15 protein-coding genes are annotated in these 18,021 nt (G+C 33.9%); 9 read left to right on the forward strand and 6 right to left on the reverse strand.

Annotated elements, in window-relative coordinates:
* Positions 1-7 precede the first annotated feature (7 nt).
* Positions 8-1,957, forward strand: a complete 1,950-nt coding sequence (locus tag BC961_RS04330) for a S9 family peptidase (RefSeq protein WP_121924636.1) — start codon at positions 8-10, stop codon at positions 1,955-1,957.
* 98 nt (positions 1,958-2,055) lie between these two features.
* On the opposite strand, the gene BC961_RS04335 is transcribed toward BC961_RS04330, so the two are convergent.
* Together BC961_RS04335 and BC961_RS04340 are read right to left on the reverse strand one after the other, a co-directional pair.
* Positions 2,056-4,119 (reverse strand): M13 family metallopeptidase, encoded by a 2,064-nt coding sequence (locus BC961_RS04335; protein ID WP_121924637.1) that lies wholly within the window; start codon positions 4,117-4,119, stop codon positions 2,056-2,058.
* A 152-nt stretch (positions 4,120-4,271) separates the two neighbouring features.
* Positions 4,272-6,335, reverse strand: coding sequence for a M13 family metallopeptidase (locus tag BC961_RS04340; RefSeq protein ID WP_121924638.1), 2,064 nt, complete (start codon positions 6,333-6,335; stop codon positions 4,272-4,274).
* Positions 6,336-6,622: 287 nt separating this feature from the next.
* Here BC961_RS04340 and BC961_RS04345 point away from each other — a divergent pair, with 287 nt between their 5' ends.
* From BC961_RS04345 to BC961_RS04370, 6 genes are all read left to right on the forward strand, one after another.
* Complete coding sequence (locus BC961_RS04345) at positions 6,623-7,600, forward strand: c-type heme family protein (RefSeq protein ID WP_121924639.1); 978 nt, start codon at positions 6,623-6,625, stop codon at positions 7,598-7,600.
* A gap of 1 nt (position 7,601) precedes the next feature.
* Entirely contained in the window at positions 7,602-7,850 is a 249-nt protein-coding gene (locus BC961_RS04350) for a DUF6132 family protein (RefSeq protein ID WP_121924640.1), read from the forward strand.
* A gap of 95 nt (positions 7,851-7,945) precedes the next feature.
* The gene (locus BC961_RS04355) at positions 7,946-8,611 is read left to right on the forward strand and encodes an SCO family protein (protein ID WP_121924641.1); all 666 of its coding nucleotides are present in this window, start codon (positions 7,946-7,948) and stop codon (positions 8,609-8,611) included.
* A gap of 153 nt (positions 8,612-8,764) precedes the next feature.
* Positions 8,765-9,007: a FeoA family protein gene (locus BC961_RS04360; RefSeq protein ID WP_121924642.1), complete on the forward strand. Its 243-nt coding sequence runs from the start codon at positions 8,765-8,767 to the stop codon at positions 9,005-9,007.
* A complete protein-coding gene (gene feoB / locus BC961_RS04365; RefSeq protein WP_121924643.1) occupies positions 9,001-11,103 on the forward strand; it encodes a ferrous iron transport protein B in 2,103 nt (700 codons plus the stop codon). Before BC961_RS04360 ends, feoB begins: the two co-directional genes overlap by 7 nt.
* A 6-nt stretch (positions 11,104-11,109) precedes the next feature.
* Complete coding sequence (locus BC961_RS04370; protein ID WP_121924644.1) at positions 11,110-11,235, forward strand: FeoB-associated Cys-rich membrane protein; 126 nt, start codon at positions 11,110-11,112, stop codon at positions 11,233-11,235.
* Here the strand turns inward: BC961_RS04370 and BC961_RS04375 are convergent.
* The 4 genes from BC961_RS04375 to BC961_RS04390 all read right to left on the reverse strand — a co-directional run bounded on the left by BC961_RS04375 (position 11,232) and on the right by BC961_RS04390 (position 15,194).
* A complete protein-coding gene (locus BC961_RS04375; RefSeq protein ID WP_121924645.1) occupies positions 11,232-11,654 on the reverse strand; it encodes a hypothetical protein in 423 nt (140 codons plus the stop codon). The two genes, BC961_RS04370 and BC961_RS04375, sit on opposite strands and share 4 nt — an antisense overlap.
* A gap of 63 nt (positions 11,655-11,717) precedes the next feature.
* Complete coding sequence (locus BC961_RS04380) at positions 11,718-12,536, reverse strand: ZIP family metal transporter (protein WP_121924646.1); 819 nt, start codon at positions 12,534-12,536, stop codon at positions 11,718-11,720.
* Positions 12,537-12,538: 2 nt separating this feature from the next.
* Positions 12,539-13,186 carry a metal-dependent transcriptional regulator gene (locus tag BC961_RS04385; RefSeq protein ID WP_121924647.1) on the reverse strand — a complete coding sequence of 216 codons (648 nt, stop codon included), beginning with the start codon at positions 13,184-13,186 and terminating at the stop codon, positions 12,539-12,541.
* A gap of 136 nt (positions 13,187-13,322) precedes the next feature.
* A complete protein-coding gene (locus BC961_RS04390; protein ID WP_121924648.1) occupies positions 13,323-15,194 on the reverse strand; it encodes an Nramp family divalent metal transporter in 1,872 nt (623 codons plus the stop codon).
* Between the two features lie 103 nt (positions 15,195-15,297).
* Here BC961_RS04390 and BC961_RS04395 point away from each other — a divergent pair, with 103 nt between their 5' ends.
* Positions 15,298-17,550 carry a TonB-dependent receptor gene (locus tag BC961_RS04395; RefSeq protein ID WP_394345435.1) on the forward strand — a complete coding sequence of 751 codons (2,253 nt, stop codon included), beginning with the start codon at positions 15,298-15,300 and terminating at the stop codon, positions 17,548-17,550.
* Complete coding sequence (locus tag BC961_RS04400) at positions 17,550-18,014, forward strand: thioredoxin family protein (RefSeq protein WP_121924650.1); 465 nt, start codon at positions 17,550-17,552, stop codon at positions 18,012-18,014. The genes BC961_RS04395 and BC961_RS04400 overlap by 1 nt, the downstream gene beginning before the upstream one ends.
* Positions 18,015-18,021: the final 7 nt, after the last annotated feature.

The following is an 18,021-nucleotide window of genomic DNA, read 5'->3' on the forward strand; positions in this document are numbered from 1 at the left end:
TATTATTATGAATTTTAAAAGTCTTTTAGTAGTCACTGCTACTTTTTCTACACTGTTTGTAATGAATGGTCAAACGAAATCTAGCTTTGTAGTTCCAAATGAAAATTTAATCACAGAAAATATTGCTCCTATTCCTAAAGATCTTTCTAACGATGTAAAGAAATATTCAGAATTTAGGAGCGCAACTTTGGCGGATATCAATCCGGTAACAAACGAGATTATTATCAATACAAGATTTGGTTCGACCTCTCAATTGCATCGTGTTTTAAATGGTATGGGAGCTAGAACCCAAATCACTTTTTTTGATGAACCAATAAGTGCTACTTCTTACGAACCGACAAAAGGCGAGTATTTAGTTTATGCTAAAGATATTGGCGGAAATGAATTTAGCCAACTTTTCAAGTTAGATCTTAAAACGCAACAATCAACTCTCTTAACTGATGGCGGAAGATCTCAAAATGGCGGTATTAATTGGCGCAAAGATGGCAAAGGATTTTATTATTCTTCAACGAAGAGAAACGGTGGTGATCGCGACGTTTATTTTATGGATCCAAACAATCCTAAAGCAGAGAAATTAATTTTGCAAGTAAAAGGTGGAGGTTGGGGAATTCAAGATATATCTGCAGACAATAAACAGTTGGTTTTAGGAGAATATGTTTCCATAAATGAATCGTATTTATGGTTGTTAGATATTGCTACAGGAAAGTTGACTGAAATTACAGATAGAAAAGTTAAAGGAGTTTCACAATCTGATGCTACTTTCTCAAATGTTCCAAATGAAATATGGTTTGTAACGGATAAGGATAACGAATTTGAGCGATTAGCAACTATGAACTTAAAGAAAAAGAAAACAACGTACCACACCACTGCTATTCCATGGAATGTTGAAAACTACGATTTATCTGAAGATCAAAAATCAATTGTATTTACCAGTAATGAAGCGGGATTAAATAAGATGTATCTAATGAACACGGCAACTAAATCTTATACTGATGTAAAAGGACTTCCAGTAGGCCTAGTTAGTAATCCTCGTTTTACAAAGGATAATAAAAGTATCTTTTTTAATCAATCTACTGCGCAAACTGCATCAGATATCTATCAACTAGAAATTAGTTCTGGAATGGTAGCACGCTGGACTGAAAGTGAATTGGGCGAAATGCAACCTTCAGAAATGTCTGTTCCTAAATTTATCGAATGGAAAAGTTTTGATGACTTAGCCGTTTCTGGTTTTTACTATCCAGCTTCGCCAAAATTTAAGGGAAAAAGACCTGTTATCATATTGATTCACGGTGGACCGGAAGGACAATCTATGGCTTCCTTTTTAGGAGGAAATAATTTCTACACTAGCGAAATGGGAGTTTCTTTGATTTATCCTAACGTTAGAGGATCTTCTGGTTTTGGAAAAACATACTTAGCTAAAGATAATGGTTTTCTAAGAGAGGATTCTGTTAAAGATATAGGAGCTTTACTAGAATGGATTGCAAAACAACCTGAACTAGATAAAGACAAAATAATGATTATGGGCGGGAGCTATGGTGGTTATATGACATTGGCAACAGCCTTTCACTATGCTGATAAAATAAAATGTTCTGTTGATATTGTAGGTATTTCCAACTTCAATACATTCTTAAAAAACACAGAAGAATACAGACGTGATTTACGTAGAGCGGAATATGGTGATGAAAGAGATCCTAAAATGGCTGCTTTTTTTGACAAAATGGCTCCTTTGAATAACACCGATAAAATAAAGAAACCAATGTTTATCATTCAAGGTACAAATGATCCAAGAGTGCCAGTAACTGAAGCGATGCAAATGCGTGACAAACTAAAAGCCCAAGGAAATACAGTGTGGTATCTTGAAGCTAAAGATGAAGGACACGGATTTAAAAAGAAAGCTAACATCGATTATCAACGTTTAGCAGTGATTCGATTTATGCAGGAATACTTAGTAAAATAATTCTTGAAATAAAAACCTTTAGTTTTAAAAAATAGAAAACCCATTCACCTAGGCGAATGGGTTTTGTGTTATTATAGAAACTCTGAAATATTATAGTATTACCAGATTCTAACTCTTTTTTCTGGAGCAATGTACATTCCGTCATTTGCTTTAATATCAAATGCTTTATAGAACGTATCAATATTTTGCAAAGGCACGTAAGCACGGTACATTCCTGGAGAGTGCGGATCAGTTTTTACTTGGTTTTTCAAGGCTTCATCACGCATTTTTGAACGCCAAATTGTTGACCAAGAAATAAAGAAACGTTGTTCTGGTGTATATCCATCAATTAATCCTGGATTTCCGTTTTCTTTTAAATACAATTGTAAACCGTCATAAGCAGCATTAACACCACCTAAATCACCTATATTTTCACCAAGAGTAAATTTACCATCAACAAAAGTTCCAGGTAAAGGCTCTAATGCGCTGTATTGAGCTGCAAGTGCGCCAGTCAATGCTGAGAATTGTTTTAAATCTTCGGCTGTCCACCAGTCTACAAGATTTCCATCAGCGTTGTATCTTGATCCTGAATCGTCAAATCCATGAGAGATTTCGTGACCAATAACACCACCTATTCCACCATAGTTTACTGCTTCATCCGCTTGGTAATTGTAAAATGGCGGTTGCAAGATAGCTGCTGGAAATACAATTTCGTTATTTGAAGGATTGTAATATGCATTCACTGTTTGCGGAGACATTCCCCACTTGTCTTTATCAACAGGTTTCTTTAAATCAGCAATGTTTTCATTAAAACGCCATTGCGCCATGTTTTTCACATTGTCAAAATAAGTTCCACCTTCTTGTGGACTTTTAATTGTTAAAGCAGAATAGTCTTTCCACTTATCAGGATAACCAATTTTAATTCTAGATTTATGCAATTTAGCAACAGCACTTACCTTAGTTTCAGCAGACATCCACGCTAAATTATTAATTCTATTTTCGAAAGCTAAGAATATGTTTTTAATCATTTTCTCTGCTTTAGCTTTAGCTTCAGCAGGAAACTTTTTCTCGACATATAATTTTCCTAAAGCTTCACCCATAGTTCCATTAATAGTTTGAAGTGCATTTTCATCACGCGGTCTTTGTTTAACAGCTCCTGTTAAAGTTTTACCGTAAAACTCAAAATTTGCATTTTCAATATCAGTAGACAATTGACTTGAAGATCTATTTAATAAACTCCAACGCATGTAAGCTTTCCAATCTTCTACTTTATTTTCTTTAAAAATAGCTTCAAGAGCCGTCATGTATTTCGGTTGAGAAACAATAACAGTATCAACTTTAGCTAATCCAATTTTTGTAAAATAAGTATCCCAATTGATAGAAGGCGTTAATTTAGTTAATTCCGCAAGTGTCATTGGATTATAAGACTTTCGACGGTCTCTGCGCTCTACTCTATCTAATCGTGGCTTAGACATTTCAGTTTCAAGAGAAAGAATTTTTTCTGCATTCATTTTAGCAACAGCTGGTTTATCACCAAGATATTGCAGCATTTTAGCAACGTGCAAAACATACTTTTCACGTTTTTCTTTTGAATCTGCATCGTCAGATACATAATAATCTCTGTCTGGTAAACCAACTCCTCCAGGACCTAAATTAATCACGTTTCTACTACTGTTTTTAGCATCTGTTCCAACTCCAGCACCAAAGAAACCTATACCTCCAAAAGGCTCCATCTCAATAAGCAATGCTTGTAAATCTTTGCTGCTTTTAACTGCATTAATTTTAGCTAAATAAGGTTTTAGTGGAGCAATTCCTGCTTTATTTCTGCCTACAGTATCTAAAATTGTTTTGTATAAATTGACTGCTTTACCTTGATCCGTGTTTGATTTATAACTAGGATTTTTAGTAGCATCTTTTAAAATCTCTAATGCATCCGCATCTGTTCTTTGACGCAATTCATCAAAACTTCCCCAACGCGTTCTGTCATTTGGAATCTCAGTATTATCAAGCCAAGTTCCATTCACGTAGCGAAAGAAATCATTGCTTGGTTTTACATTTTTGTCCATGTAATTCACATTAATTCCTGGTTCCTTATTTGCAGGAGCATTTTGAGCTTGGCTTACAGCAAAACCCATAATTGCAGGAATGACAAAAAGCAGTTGCTTATTTTTCATTGTTTTCATTTTTTGTTAGTTATTCAGTTATTCTCACAAAGCTATTAATAAATTTTTTAATTATTTGTTAAAATTTTTTCAGCAAAAATTGGTGCTAAAAAAAATCCCAATTGCATCTTTAACGATACAATTGGGATTGAAATAAGACTTATTAAACTGATTTACCAAATTTTTACGCGTTTCTCTGGCGTGATATACATTCCATCACCGGATTTAATTGTAAATGCATCATAGAACGCATCTATATTTTGCACAGGCACATAAGCTCTATACATTCCCGGTGAGTGCGGATCCGTTTTTACTTGGTTTTTAATAGCTTCGTCCCGCATTTTAGTACGCCAAACGGTAGCCCAAGAAATGAAGAAACGTTGTTCTGGTGTATAACCATCAATCAATGCTGGAGTTCCATTAGCTTTTAAATGTATTTTTAAGCCATCGTAAGCTGCATTAACTCCACCTAAATCACCAATATTTTCTCCTAATGTAAACTTTCCATCGACATGAATTCCTGGTAAAGGCTCCAAAGCGCTATATTGATCAGCTAAAGCCGTTCCTAAGGTTGAAAATTGTTTTAAATCCTCAGCCGTCCACCAGTCTACTAAATTTCCATCAGCATTGTATCGGGCACCTGAATCATCAAATCCATGAGAGATTTCGTGTCCTATCACAGCTCCTATTCCGCCATAATTAACAGCATCGTCAGCTTGATAGTTGTAGAACGGAGGTTGTAATATTGCTGCAGGGAAAACAATTTCGTTATACGATGGATTGTAATATGCATTTACGGTTTGTGGTGACATTCCCCATTCCGTTTTATCAACAGGTTTATCTAATTTTTCTATAGATTCATTAAAAGCCCAACGAGAAAGATTTTGAGAATTTTCAAAATAACTTCCACCCTCTTCTAAGCTACTAATTTTTAAAGCGGAATAATCTTTCCATTTGTCAGGATAACCAATTTTGATTGTAATTTTATTCAATTTTTCAATAGCCTTTACTTTGGTAGCAGCTGACATCCATGTTAAATTATCAATTCTATTTTGGTAAGCTAGAACTACATTTTTAATCATGTTCTCTGCTTTAGCTTTGGCTGCAGCCGGAAACATTTTCTCTACATATAATTTGCCTAGAGCTTCACCAATTCCACCGTTTATTGTTTGTAATGCACGATCTTCTCTTGGTCTTTGCATTATAGCTCCAGTAAGTGTTTTGCCGTAAAAATCAAAATTAGCTGATTCAATATCAGTAGTTAATTCTCTTGAAGCACCTTGCAAAAGAGTCCATTTCAAATATTCCTTCCAGTCTTCAACTTTATTTTCAGCTAAAATTGTTTGCAAAGCCTTCATGTACTTAGGCTCCGATACAATTACAGTATCTAACTTAGTAAAACCCAGTATTGTGAAGTAATTTTTCCAATCAATTGCAGGAGTGATTTTTTGCAATGCTGCGATTGTCATTGGATTGTATTGGAGCCTACCATCTCTTTGTTCTACACGATCTAAACGAGGTTTAGACATTGCCGATTCTAGTAGTACAATTTTACGCGCGCTTGCTTTAGCTTTAGTTGGGTTTTCACCAATAAATTGCAGCATTTTAGCGACGTGTAATTCATATTTTTGGCGTTTCTCTTTAGAATCTTTATCATTTGCTGAATAATAATCCTTGTCTGGCAAACCTAATTCTCCTGTTCCTAAAAACACAGAATTCTTGTTGCTGTCTTTATCATCTGCACCAACATAAATTCCGAAGAAACCAATACCTCCAATTGGCTCCATTTCGATCAATAATTTTTGTAAATCTTTAGCATTTTTAATCGCATCGATTTTAGCTAAATACGGTTTTAATGGAGTAATACCATTTTTATTTCTACCGACAGTATCTAAGATAGTTTTGAAAAGATTGATTGCTTTTCCCTGATCAGTGTTAGATTTATACATAGGATTATTAGAAGCTTCCTTCAAAATATCCATAGCATCTTTATCCGTTTTCTTTAGCAATTCATTAAAACTTCCCCATGAGGTTCTGTCACTTGGAATCTCAGTTTTGTCAAGCCAAATCCCATTTACATATCTAAAGAAATCATCATTAGGTCTGACTTTTTTATCAATATTTGAGACATCAATTCCTGGTACAGTCGTTACGGGAATAGACTGTGCCTGCACTCCAGCGAAACCTATAATTGCAGGAATAGCAAATAGTAGCTGCTTATTAAGCTTTATTTTCATTGTTTTTGATGTTTTAATTACAATTACAAATCTATCAATAAAAAAATTAATATAAATAAATTGAATTATTTGTTATGACAGTATTGCTTTAATTTTAATTACTAAATGCAGGATTTACATTTAATTATCATGGAAAACACATTGAGATTAATGGATAAATAGATAATTATTTAAAACTGACTCTAGCTCTCATTCAACTTTTTACCTTATTATATAATCTCTATGTAACATTAGTTACATACTTATTAAAAAAGCGTCGCTATTTTTGATCTAAATATAAATAGACCATGAAGTATCTAATCTTGATTATAGCAACTGTAGCGCTTTTCAGTTTTCAGAAAAAAAATTCGGAATACATTGAAATTCCACAAAAAACAGCATTCGAACAAATGCAGCATGAGGAAGGTAAAATGCTGATGGAAAAACATTGTTATTTATGTCATAGTCCGAACGCAGCTGAAAACGAAGGTCGGATTGCTCCACCGATGGTAGCCATTAAAGCAAGATACATTGACAAAGGAGGATTGAATAAAGAGGGATTTATAAAACAACTAACTGAATTTGTAAAACAGCCAACTGAGGAAAAAGCATTAATGCGTGGTGCTGTAAAAAAACATGGCTTAATGCCAAAGCAAGATTTTCCAAAAGGAAGTTTAGAAAAAATAGCCGGATTTATGTTTGATTATCAAATTGAAGAACCAAAGTGGTTTAAAGCGCACTGGGAATCCCACAGAAATAAAACTTGGATACAATCAGGACAGAAATATAGTGAAGTGGCGTCTCAAAAAACATACTCTGATATAGGTTTAGAATATGCATTAGAAACTAAAAAAGTGTTGGGCAAAACATTGATGGGAACGATACAGAAAAAAGGCACGATTGCAGCACTAGATTTTTGTAATGTTCAAGCAATGCCTTTGACAGATAGCATGGCGGTAAAGTACAACGCAACTATAAAAAGAGTTTCTGATAAAAATAGAAATCCAAAAAACACAGCAAACTTAGAAGAATTGAAATACATAAGTCAATTCAAAAAGCAAATGGCTAAAAATGGCGATATAAAGCCTATTGTTTTAGAGAAAGGTAAAAAGGTTCATTTTTATTATCCTATTGAAACGAATACTATGTGTTTACAATGTCACGGAAAAGAGATAAAACCAGAAGTGAAAACACAAATTTTAAAATTATATCCCAAAGATTTAGCTATTGATTATAATGAAAGTGAAGTACGAGGAATGTGGAGCATAACTTTTAACAAGAAATAAAATGACAAAAAAAGCATACATCATCACGGGAATTGGAATCATTGTTGGATTTCTTGCAGGATATTTATATTACCTGCAAACAGGTTGTGCGAGCGGAACTTGTGCTATCACTTCAAAACCATTAAATAGCACTTTATATGGTGGTTTAATGGGCGGATTATTATTCAATTTATTTGTGACAGCGCCTAAAAATAAAGAGAATAGCAAAGCCGATAAGATTAGTAATTTTATAAATTCAATTATCGAATAGTACTTATCACCTTGCCCTATCAACACAGAATAAGATTATGTTAATTGCGCTATGAAACATAGCTCGATTTTGTATTTTTGCATCAAAATAGCATCATGTTAGAATTTATCAAAAAATACCGAATTTTTTTAGGAGTCTTTATCGTGTTTTCAGCAATTGTTTTATCATTATTTTATTCGGCGTTAAAGCCAAAAAAAATGCTTCCTATTTTCAATCCATCTGATGTAAATCCTGAATTAGTGGATACCACCGTGCAGTATAAGAGCAAATATCATACTATAGCAGATTTTTCATTTGTCAATCAAAACGGCAAAACGATTACTCAAAAAGATTATGAAGGCAAAATTTACGTTGCAGATTTTTTCTTCACAACATGTCCAACAATCTGCCCGAAGATGACGGCTAATCTTTCTGAAATTCAAACTGCTTTTGCTAATAATCCAAAAGTAAAATTACTATCCCATACCGTTTTTCCAGAAACTGATAGTGTTCCCGTTTTAAAAGCGTACGCTATCGAGCATAAAGTTGACGATTCTAAATGGAATTTAGTTACCGGTGATAAAAAAGAAATTTACACCGTGGCTAGAAAATCTTATTTAGCTGTAAAACTGGGAAAACCAAGTGAATTATATGATATGGTTCACACTGAAAACTTTGTATTAGTCGATACTAAAAAGCGAGTTCGTGGCTTTTATGATGGAACTAATAAAGAAGATATGAAACGATTAATTGAGGACATCACTTTCTTAGCTTCAGAATAAAAGAAATATCATTGCTGCTCTAAAGCAATTCTCCTACATAAACACAAGACCATTTATTGATTTATCTAGAATTGGCATTTAAATGTGATATTTATCATTTGCCTTTATATTAAAATGTGTATTTTTGCAATATTAATTCAATCTAAATAAGCTTTGCATACCACGATACATTCTCTCAAAAAAGGCGAACAAGCCATCATAAAAGACTTTGACATCGATGTCGTTCCTTTAAAATTATTGGAGATGGGATGTTTGCCTGGCAATACAGTTGAATTACTTCAGATTGCTCCTTTTGGTGATCCTTTATTTTTAAATATCAATGGTTCACATGTGGCCATCAGAATTGAAACCGCTAAAGAAATTGAAGTTGATATCATAAAACTCAACTTATGGTAAGCAAGCAAAACATCAATATTGCCCTCATTGGTAATCCAAATGTGGGTAAAACATCCGTTTTCAATCAATTAACAGGTTTAAATCAGCAGGTAGGGAATTATCCTGGAATTACTGTTGAAAAAAAGATTGGTTTTTGTAAACTGCCTACAAATATAAAAGCAAATATTCTTGATTTACCAGGAACGTACAGCTTAAATGCAAGTTCAATTGACGAGAATGTTGTTATTGAATTGTTGCTTAATAAAAATGATAAATTATATCCTGACGTAGCATTAGTGGTTACCGATGTTGAAAATTTAAAACGAAATCTGCTTCTTTTTACACAAATTAAAGATTTAGAGATTCCGACGATTTTAGTCATCAATATGGCTGATCGAATGAAATTTAAAGGAATCTCTTTAGACATTCCCTATCTTGAAGAACATCTAAAAACTAAGATTGCACTAATCAGTTCTAGAAAAGGTTTTGGTATTCAAGAGTTGAAAGAAATGATTATTACTTACAGAACGATTTCTACAGAACCTTGTTTAAATTCTTCAGTAATAGATCAAGATTATTTTGATAGTTTGCGCAAAGCATTTCCAAATCAGTTATTATATAAATTGTGGTTAGTTATTACGCAAGACGTAAATTTCCTAAATTTAGATCGAAATGAAATACGCAGTTCTTTCACTAAATCACATTCTGATTTAAAACGTTTACAGCAAAAAGAAACCATCAAACGCTACCAATTCATTAATGATGTTTTGAAAGAAGGTTTGAAAATTGACACGTCAATTGCAAAAGATTACAGAAGTAAATTAGATCGTGTATTAACGCACAAAGTTTGGGGATATGTAATCTTCTTTTTGATTTTGTTTGTTATTTTCCAATCTATTTTCGAATGGTCAACAATACCAATGGATTATATTGACGCTAGTTTTGCCTCCTTAAGTGCATACACGGCCGCTGAATTACCTGCAGGAGTTTTGACTAATTTAATTTCGCAAGGAATCATTCCGGGAATTGGAGGGATTTTAATATTCATACCGCAAATTGCGTTCTTATTTATGTTCATATCCATTCTAGAAGAAAGTGGTTATATGAGCCGAGTAGTTTTCTTGATGGACAAAATCATGAGAAAATTTGGTTTGTCAGGGAAAAGTGTTGTTCCACTTATTTCAGGAACGGCTTGTGCCATTCCCGCTATTATGGCTACTCGAAATATTGAAAACTGGAAAGAAAGATTGATTACTATTTTAGTAACTCCGTTCACAACCTGTTCAGCTAGGCTTCCTGTTTATGCGATTATCATTGGGTTGGTTATTCCAGATACACATCTTTTTGGTTTCTTGAATATGCAGGGAATCACTTTAATGCTTTTGTATCTTCTAGGTTTCGGAACTGCTATTTTCTCGGCTTACATTTTGAACAAGATTCTTAAAATAAAAGGAAAAACTTATTTTGTGGTTGAAATGCCAAATTACAAATTACCATTATTCAAGAACGTAGGAATTAATGTAATTGAGAAAACAAAGGCATTCGTTTTTGGAGCAGGTAAAATCATTCTTGCAATATCAATTGTGTTGTGGTTTTTAGCTTCTTATGGTCCAGGAAAAAGTTTCAATAACGCGGAACAAATTATAACTGAAAGCCATATTAATGATCCTTTAAATGATCAAGATTTTGAAAATGCAGTAGCTTCTCAAAAATTAGAGAACTCTTATATAGGAATTATGGGTAAAACCATCGAACCTGCTATTTCTCCTCTTGGTTACGACTGGAAAATAGGAATTGCAATTATAAGTTCATTTGCCGCAAGAGAAGTGTTTGTGGGAACATTAGCCACAATTTATAGTGTAGGCGGAAGTGATAATGAAGTGACAATAAAAAACAGAATGGCTGCCGAAGTCAATCCAGCCACGGGAGAGAAAATCTTTAATTTTGCTTCTGGAATATCTTTACTATTGTTTTATGCTTTTGCAATGCAATGTGCTGGAACGTTAGCGATCACTAAAAAAGAAACCAACTCTTGGAAATGGCCTTTAGGCCAATTGGTATTGATGTCTGGCTTTGCTTATATAGTGGCATTGATAGCCTACCAAATCTTAAAATAATATATTATGTATCAAGAAATAATAGCCTTCGTCGTACTTGGAATAGCTATTGCTTTTCTAATTAAGAAATTCTTTTTTAAAGGTAAAAAATCGGATAAAGACTGCGGAAGCGGTTGCGGAAGTTGCGGTTAATTGTATTGTGTATACCCTATTTTCAAATAATAATCCTCTGGCTTTATAACCTTTCTTACATTTGGATACGGACTAATTGTTAAACTATTAATTACTCTGTCACTTTCATTTAAATACGTAGCAATCCACTTCAAGTTTCCTTCATAAGTATTCGTAGTAAAAACTAGCTTTTTATCTTCAATAAATTCTGAATTTTTATAAACGGATATTATAATAGTAACTTCACCTGCCCAAACACAAGTTACACTTTCGGGACAACGGGAATCTGTCAGTACTTCTTTCAATAGTAACTTATAGCCGTCTCCTTTTATACAACTGTTTTGTTTTACCTTACTGAATTTTTGCTTTCCTGCCGGATTATTTTGCGAAATAGCGATGGAGCTAAATACTATAAACAGAAATGTCACTACTTTTTTCATTGTCAGCTTTTTGATTTTGAGATAAATGTACGATTTTCTTACTTTCAAAAGTAATTAAAAAAATCACCCTAAAGCGACATCTAAAACCATCATAATAATAAAACCACCAATGAAACCCATTGTAGCAATATCAGTATTTTTATCTTGTTGTGTTTCTGGAATAACTTCTTCAACTACTACAAAAATCATTGCACCTGCCGCAAAAGCTAAAGCATAAGGTAAAATAGGTGTGAAAAAAGTAACGGCAAAAGCTCCTAAAACGGCTGCGATAGGTTCAACAATTGCTGAAGATTGACCGTACATAAAACTTTTCCATCTGCTCATTCCCATTCTTCTTAAAGGCATCGCAACAGCAATTCCTTCTGGAAAATTCTGGATTCCAATTCCAATCGCTAATGTTACTGCACCAGCAATAGAAGCTTCTGGAATTCCAGCAGCTACACCACCAAATAAAACACCTACCGCTAAACCTTCGGGAATATTATGCAATGTAATTGCAGAGACTAACAATGTGGTTCGTTGCCAAGGAGACTTAATTCCTTCACTAACTTTAAAATTAATATGAAGATGCGGCAATACTTTATCGATTCCAAAAATGAACAAAGCACCTAGGAAAAACCCAATAGCAGCGGGCATCACTTTCGAGAAACCTTCGCCTCCTGTCATTTCTATGGCTGGAGCCAATAAACTCCAAAAACTGGCAGCGACCATTACTCCACCCGTAAAACCAAGCATTCCGTCAAGAACTGTTCGGTTCATAGTTTTAAACATAAACACGAAAGAAGCACCAAGCGCTGTTAAAAACCAAGTAAATAAACTCGCGTACAAAGCTGCTAAAATCGGGTCAATACTGGTAAAATAATCGATAATGGATTGAAACATATTTATTGAATGTAAATGTTACTAGCTATTTTATTTGAAATCATAATTTCTTTCGTTCCAACTTTTATTCTGTAAGAGGAATCAAAACTTTCCTTCTCTATAATTTGAACATGTGAACCCAAAGCAATTTCTTGCTTGTCCAAATATTTCAAAAATTCAGAAGAAGTGTCTTTTACTCCCACGCAAATTCCTGATTCATTTTTTTCTAATTCAGAAAGAAGTCTTTTTTCCACTTTTACAATTCTTCCATTTGCATCGGGAATAGGATCTCCGTGTGGATCTTCAGTAGGATTTCCAAGAAAATCATCTAACTTATTAATCAATTTCTCCGATTTTATATGTTCTAATTGCTCGGCGACATCATGAACCTCATCCCAAGAAAAATCTAGTTTTTCAACTAAAAAGCATTCCCAGAGACGGTGTTTTCTAACAATCATCTTTGCTGCTAACAGTCCTTGTTCAGTTAAGGAAACGCCTTGATATTTTATATAATTGATTAAATCTTTCTCTGCTAATTTTTTTAGCATATCAGTAACTGATGACGCTTTAGTTTCCATTTTTTCAGCAATTGCATTTGTACTAACTGCACCATCTGAAACTGCGTTTAAGTGATATATAGTTTTAAGATAATTCTCTTCTGAATAAGTCATGTAATTTCTGATTTTTGATTAACGATTTCTGATTTTTATATTTTTTTAGCCCAGATAGCAGTGGAAATCCTGTCATTGCGAGGAACGAAGCAATCACAGATTGTAACGGATAGCTGGAAATAGCTCCAAGAAAATATTAATTTTTGACGATTAGTAACGGAATAGAAATTTTATGTCTCAGTTTATCAACTGTAGTTCCGAAGATTAAATCTTTAAATCCTGTGTGGCCGTGTGTTCCCATAACTAAAATATCAAAATTTTCTTTGTTAATGATTGTTGGAATTGTTTTGGCTGGATCTCCAAAACCTAGTTTTGTACTAACCGTAAATCCTCTTGCTGTCAACATTTCTTTATATTCATTTAATAATTTTTCGTCAATTAATGTTTCATGATCATCTACTTTTTCACCGTACACCATTGCTCCTACCGTTTCTACGATATGTATTAAAGTATATTCTGCCGACTTTCCTCCTAATTCAAAAGCACTATTTAAAGCCACTTCGTCTGAATCAGAAAAATCTACTGTTACTGCAATATTTTTATGCGTCAATGTGCTCGATTCCTCAAATTTTAATTTTAGATTATGAGGTGAATGATTTTGGATATCAATTTTTGATTTAGAAACAAAAGGTTTGAAAATGATATACAAAAGCAATACTAAAAATGCCAAGGCCAAAGGAACAACTGTCAACCAAAGAATAATTGGACTCTCCGAATTTTCTAACCATCCATTTATTTCGTCATAAACCAATTTTATATTTAGTGAAACGATTATTAACGCAACAGACCAGCCCGCAATTTGAGTGATTTTACTAATGTGAAATCCCTTCATTTTTGTTTTATCGCTGACAAAATGAATTAGCGGAATAATTGCAAAACCCAACTGTAAGCTTAAAATCACTTGACTAAAAATCAGTAATTTTCCAGTCACTCCATCACCAAAAATACTAATCACGATAACAGCAGGAACAATCGCAATTAATCGCGTAATTATTCTACGAACCCAAGGCTGAATCCTTAAATTCAGATAGCCTTCCATTATAATTTGGCCCGCTAATGTTCCTGTAACTGTTGAACTTTGTCCTGCAGCAATCAATGCAACCGCAAATAATATAGGTGCCCATTTAGTTCCTAACAGCGGTGCTAAAAACTTATGCGCATCTTGAATTTCAGCCACTTCGTGCATTCCGCTTTTATAAAATGTGGCTGCTGCCAAAATTAAAATAGCGGCATTTACAAAAAACGCCAAATTCAAAGCAATTGTTGAATCAATAAAATTGTATTTAATAGCTTGCTTAATTCCTTTTGGAGTTCGGTCAAATTTTCTGGTTTGCACCAATGAGGAATGTAAGTATAAATTGTGCGGCATTACGGTTGCACCAATAATTCCAATAGCAATATACAACGCAGCTTCATTTGGCATCGAAGGAATTAATCCATACAAAACTTTATCTAATTCTGGCTGTGCAAAGAACATTTCAAATACAAATGAAACTCCAATAATTAATACCAAAACAATGATAAAGGCTTCCATCTTCCGGATTCCTTTATTGATTAGAAACAGTAATAAAAACGTATCCAAAACCGTAATAATAACACCTTCCATTAAAGGAATATCAAATAATAAATTGATACCAATAGCCATTCCTAAAACCTCAGCAAGATCACATGCAGCGATAGCGATTTCGGCAAGAAAGTATAAAATGTAATTTACAAATTTAGAATAAGTCGCTCTACTAGCTTGCGCTAAATCGAGTTGGGTTACAATTCCTAAACGAGCACTAAAACTTTGCAACAGCAACGCCATTATATTACTCATCAGTAAAACCCATAGTAAAGCATAACCAAACTGGCTTCCTCCGGCAATATCAGTTGCCCAATTTCCAGGATCCATATAGCCAACGCTAATCAGGTATGCAGGACCAAAAAAAGCAAGAATTTTTCTAAAAACTGATTTTTTATTTTGCGTCGAAACTGATCCGTGAACTTCCTCTAATGATTTACCCATTCATAACTATTTACTGCAAATATAAATATGTTTTTTTGTTTTATACAATATTATTTTTAGATTTGCCTAAATTATAAATATATCCATAACTAAAAATCAAACATTGAAAAATCTATTACTGCTTTTTTGCATACTATTCACCATCATGATGACTAGTCAAACTACACTAAAAGGAAGCGTTTCTGCTGACGGAATGCCATTGCCATTAGCAAATGTTATCATTAAAACCTTGAAAAAATCAACTGTCAGCGACTCCGAAGGGAAATTTAACATTAAAAACATTTCAAAAGGAACCTATGAAATCCAAGTTTCCTATACTGGTTTTAGACCAAAGTCACGTAATTTCACGGTTAGCGATAGTACTGATGTCTACTTGAATTTTGAACTTCAGGAAAATAATACTTTAGATGAAGTGGTAATCACTGGAACTTTAAAAGCTGTATCGCGTTTAGAAAGCCCTGTTCCTGTTGAAGTTTACAAACCTATTTTCTTTAAGAAAAATCCAACTGCAAACATTTTTGAAGCCTTGCAAAACGTGAATGGTGTCCGTCCGCAACTGAACTGTAATGTTTGTAACACTGGAGACATTCACATCAATGGTCTTGAAGGCCCTTATACTTTGGTTTTGATTGATGGAATGCCTATCGTGAGCGGACTTTCAACGGTGTACGGACTTTCTGGAATTCCTAATTCTTTATTAGAACGCATCGAAATTGTGAAAGGTCCCGCTTCTTCTTTGTATGGAAGTGAAGCGGTGGGCGGTTTAATAAATATCATCACTAAGAATCCTAAAAACGCTCCCGTTTTTTCAGCTGATTCATTTTTAACGGATTGGGGCGAACTCAACGTTGACTTAGGATTTAAAGCAAATGTGACTGAAGACATCTCGATGTTAACTGGAATTAATTACTTTAACTACAGTAATCCAATAGACAACAACAACGATAATTTTACTGACTTAACCCTACAAGATCGAATCTCTGTTTTCCAGAAATGGAATTTTAATCGAAAAAATAACAAGCAATTCTCATTAGCAGGTCGTTATTTTTACGAAGATCGCTGGGGTGGCGAAATGCAGTGGGAGAAAAAATACCGTGGTGGAAACGAAGTCTATGGCGAGAGCATTTATACAAAGCGTTGGGAGTTGTTAGGCGCTTATGAATTGCCTATCGCTGAAAAAATGTTATTCTCTTTTTCCTATACGGATCACGATCAAAATTCGGTTTATGGAGATATTCCGTATTTAGCGAAACAGCGCATTGGTTTTGGGCAACTGACTTGGGACAAAAAATTAAACAATCACGATTTACTTTTTGGAACAGCTTTGCGCTATCAATATTACGATGATAATACGACTGCAACCGTGAAGGAAGACATCAACTGGATTCCAAGTTTATTTGTTCAAGACGAAGTTGCTTTTAATGAAAATCATAAAGTACTTCTAGGCGCTCGTTACGATTACAACCGCAACCACGGCTCTATTTTTACTCCCAGATTAGCTTATAAATGGAAGCTGAACGACAATAATATTCTACGTTTCAATACGGGAACTGGTTTTAGAATTGTAAATCTATTTACTGAAGAACATGCTGCTTTAACCGGTTCTCGTGATGTAATTGTTCTTGAAGAATTAAAGCCAGAACGCTCGTTTAATGTTAACTTGAACTATTTGAAAAAACTATACGCTCAAAATGGAACTTTCATAGGAATCGAAACAACCGCTTGGTACACTCGATTCAGTAATTCTATTATTCCTGATTATGACACAAATCCTAACCAAATTATTTATAAAAATCTAGATGGTCACGCAGTTACTAAAGGAATAAGCTCTAATGTTGACTTCGTTTTCACAAATGGTTTGAAAATGATTTTGGGAGCTACTTTTATGGATGTTTCCAAGACAGAAAACAACATTATTACTAAGCAAATCTTAACAGAACAGTTCTCAGGAACTTGGGCGATTTCCTATCGAATCAATAAACTATTTTTAGATTTAGATTATACTGGAAATATTTATGGGCCAATGCGTTTACCAACTTTAGGTCCTTTAGATCCGAGAAAAGATTACTCACCAACTTGGAGCATCCAAAATATTCAGTTTACTTTTAATAAGTTCAAGAAAATCGAAATTTATACGGGTGTTAAAAATCTTTTAAATTGGACGCCAAATAAAGGAAATCCCTTTATTATCGCAAGGGCAAATGATCCTTTTGACAAAAATGTACAATATGATGCTAATGGAAATGCACAAGCCACGGCTGATAATCCATACGCATTAACATTTGATCCAAATTATGTTTATGGCCCAAACCAAGGAATTAGAACTTTTCTAGGATTACGATACACTTTGAAATAATGAAAAAAGCAATTTACATATTTGTATTGTTTCTTTGGGCAATTCCTTCGGGTTTTGCCCAATTGAACTTAAACACTTTTGAGCAAGCAGAACAGTTATCAAAGGTAAATCCAAAACCTATAGTTGTATTTACGCATACAAATTGGTGTAAATATTGCAAAATGATGGAAAATGCTACGTTCAAAAACTCAAAAATTGTAGCAACGCTAAACGAACATTTCTATTTCATTTCATTTGATGCAGAAACAAAACAAGACATCGTTTTCAATAATCATACTTTTCAATTCCAACCGAACGGAACAAATACTGGAGTTCATGAATTAGCGACAGCATTAGCGACAATAGACAATCAGGTGATTTATCCTAGCTTGACAATATTAGATTATGATAACTCCATTATATTACAACAAGCTTCCTTTCTTTCGGCGAAAGCCTTACTGCTTATCCTTGACAAACTGAAATAATTGCCTA

The organism is Flavobacterium weaverense, assembly GCF_003688495.1.
GTDB lineage: Bacteria > Bacteroidota > Bacteroidia > Flavobacteriales > Flavobacteriaceae > Flavobacterium > Flavobacterium weaverense.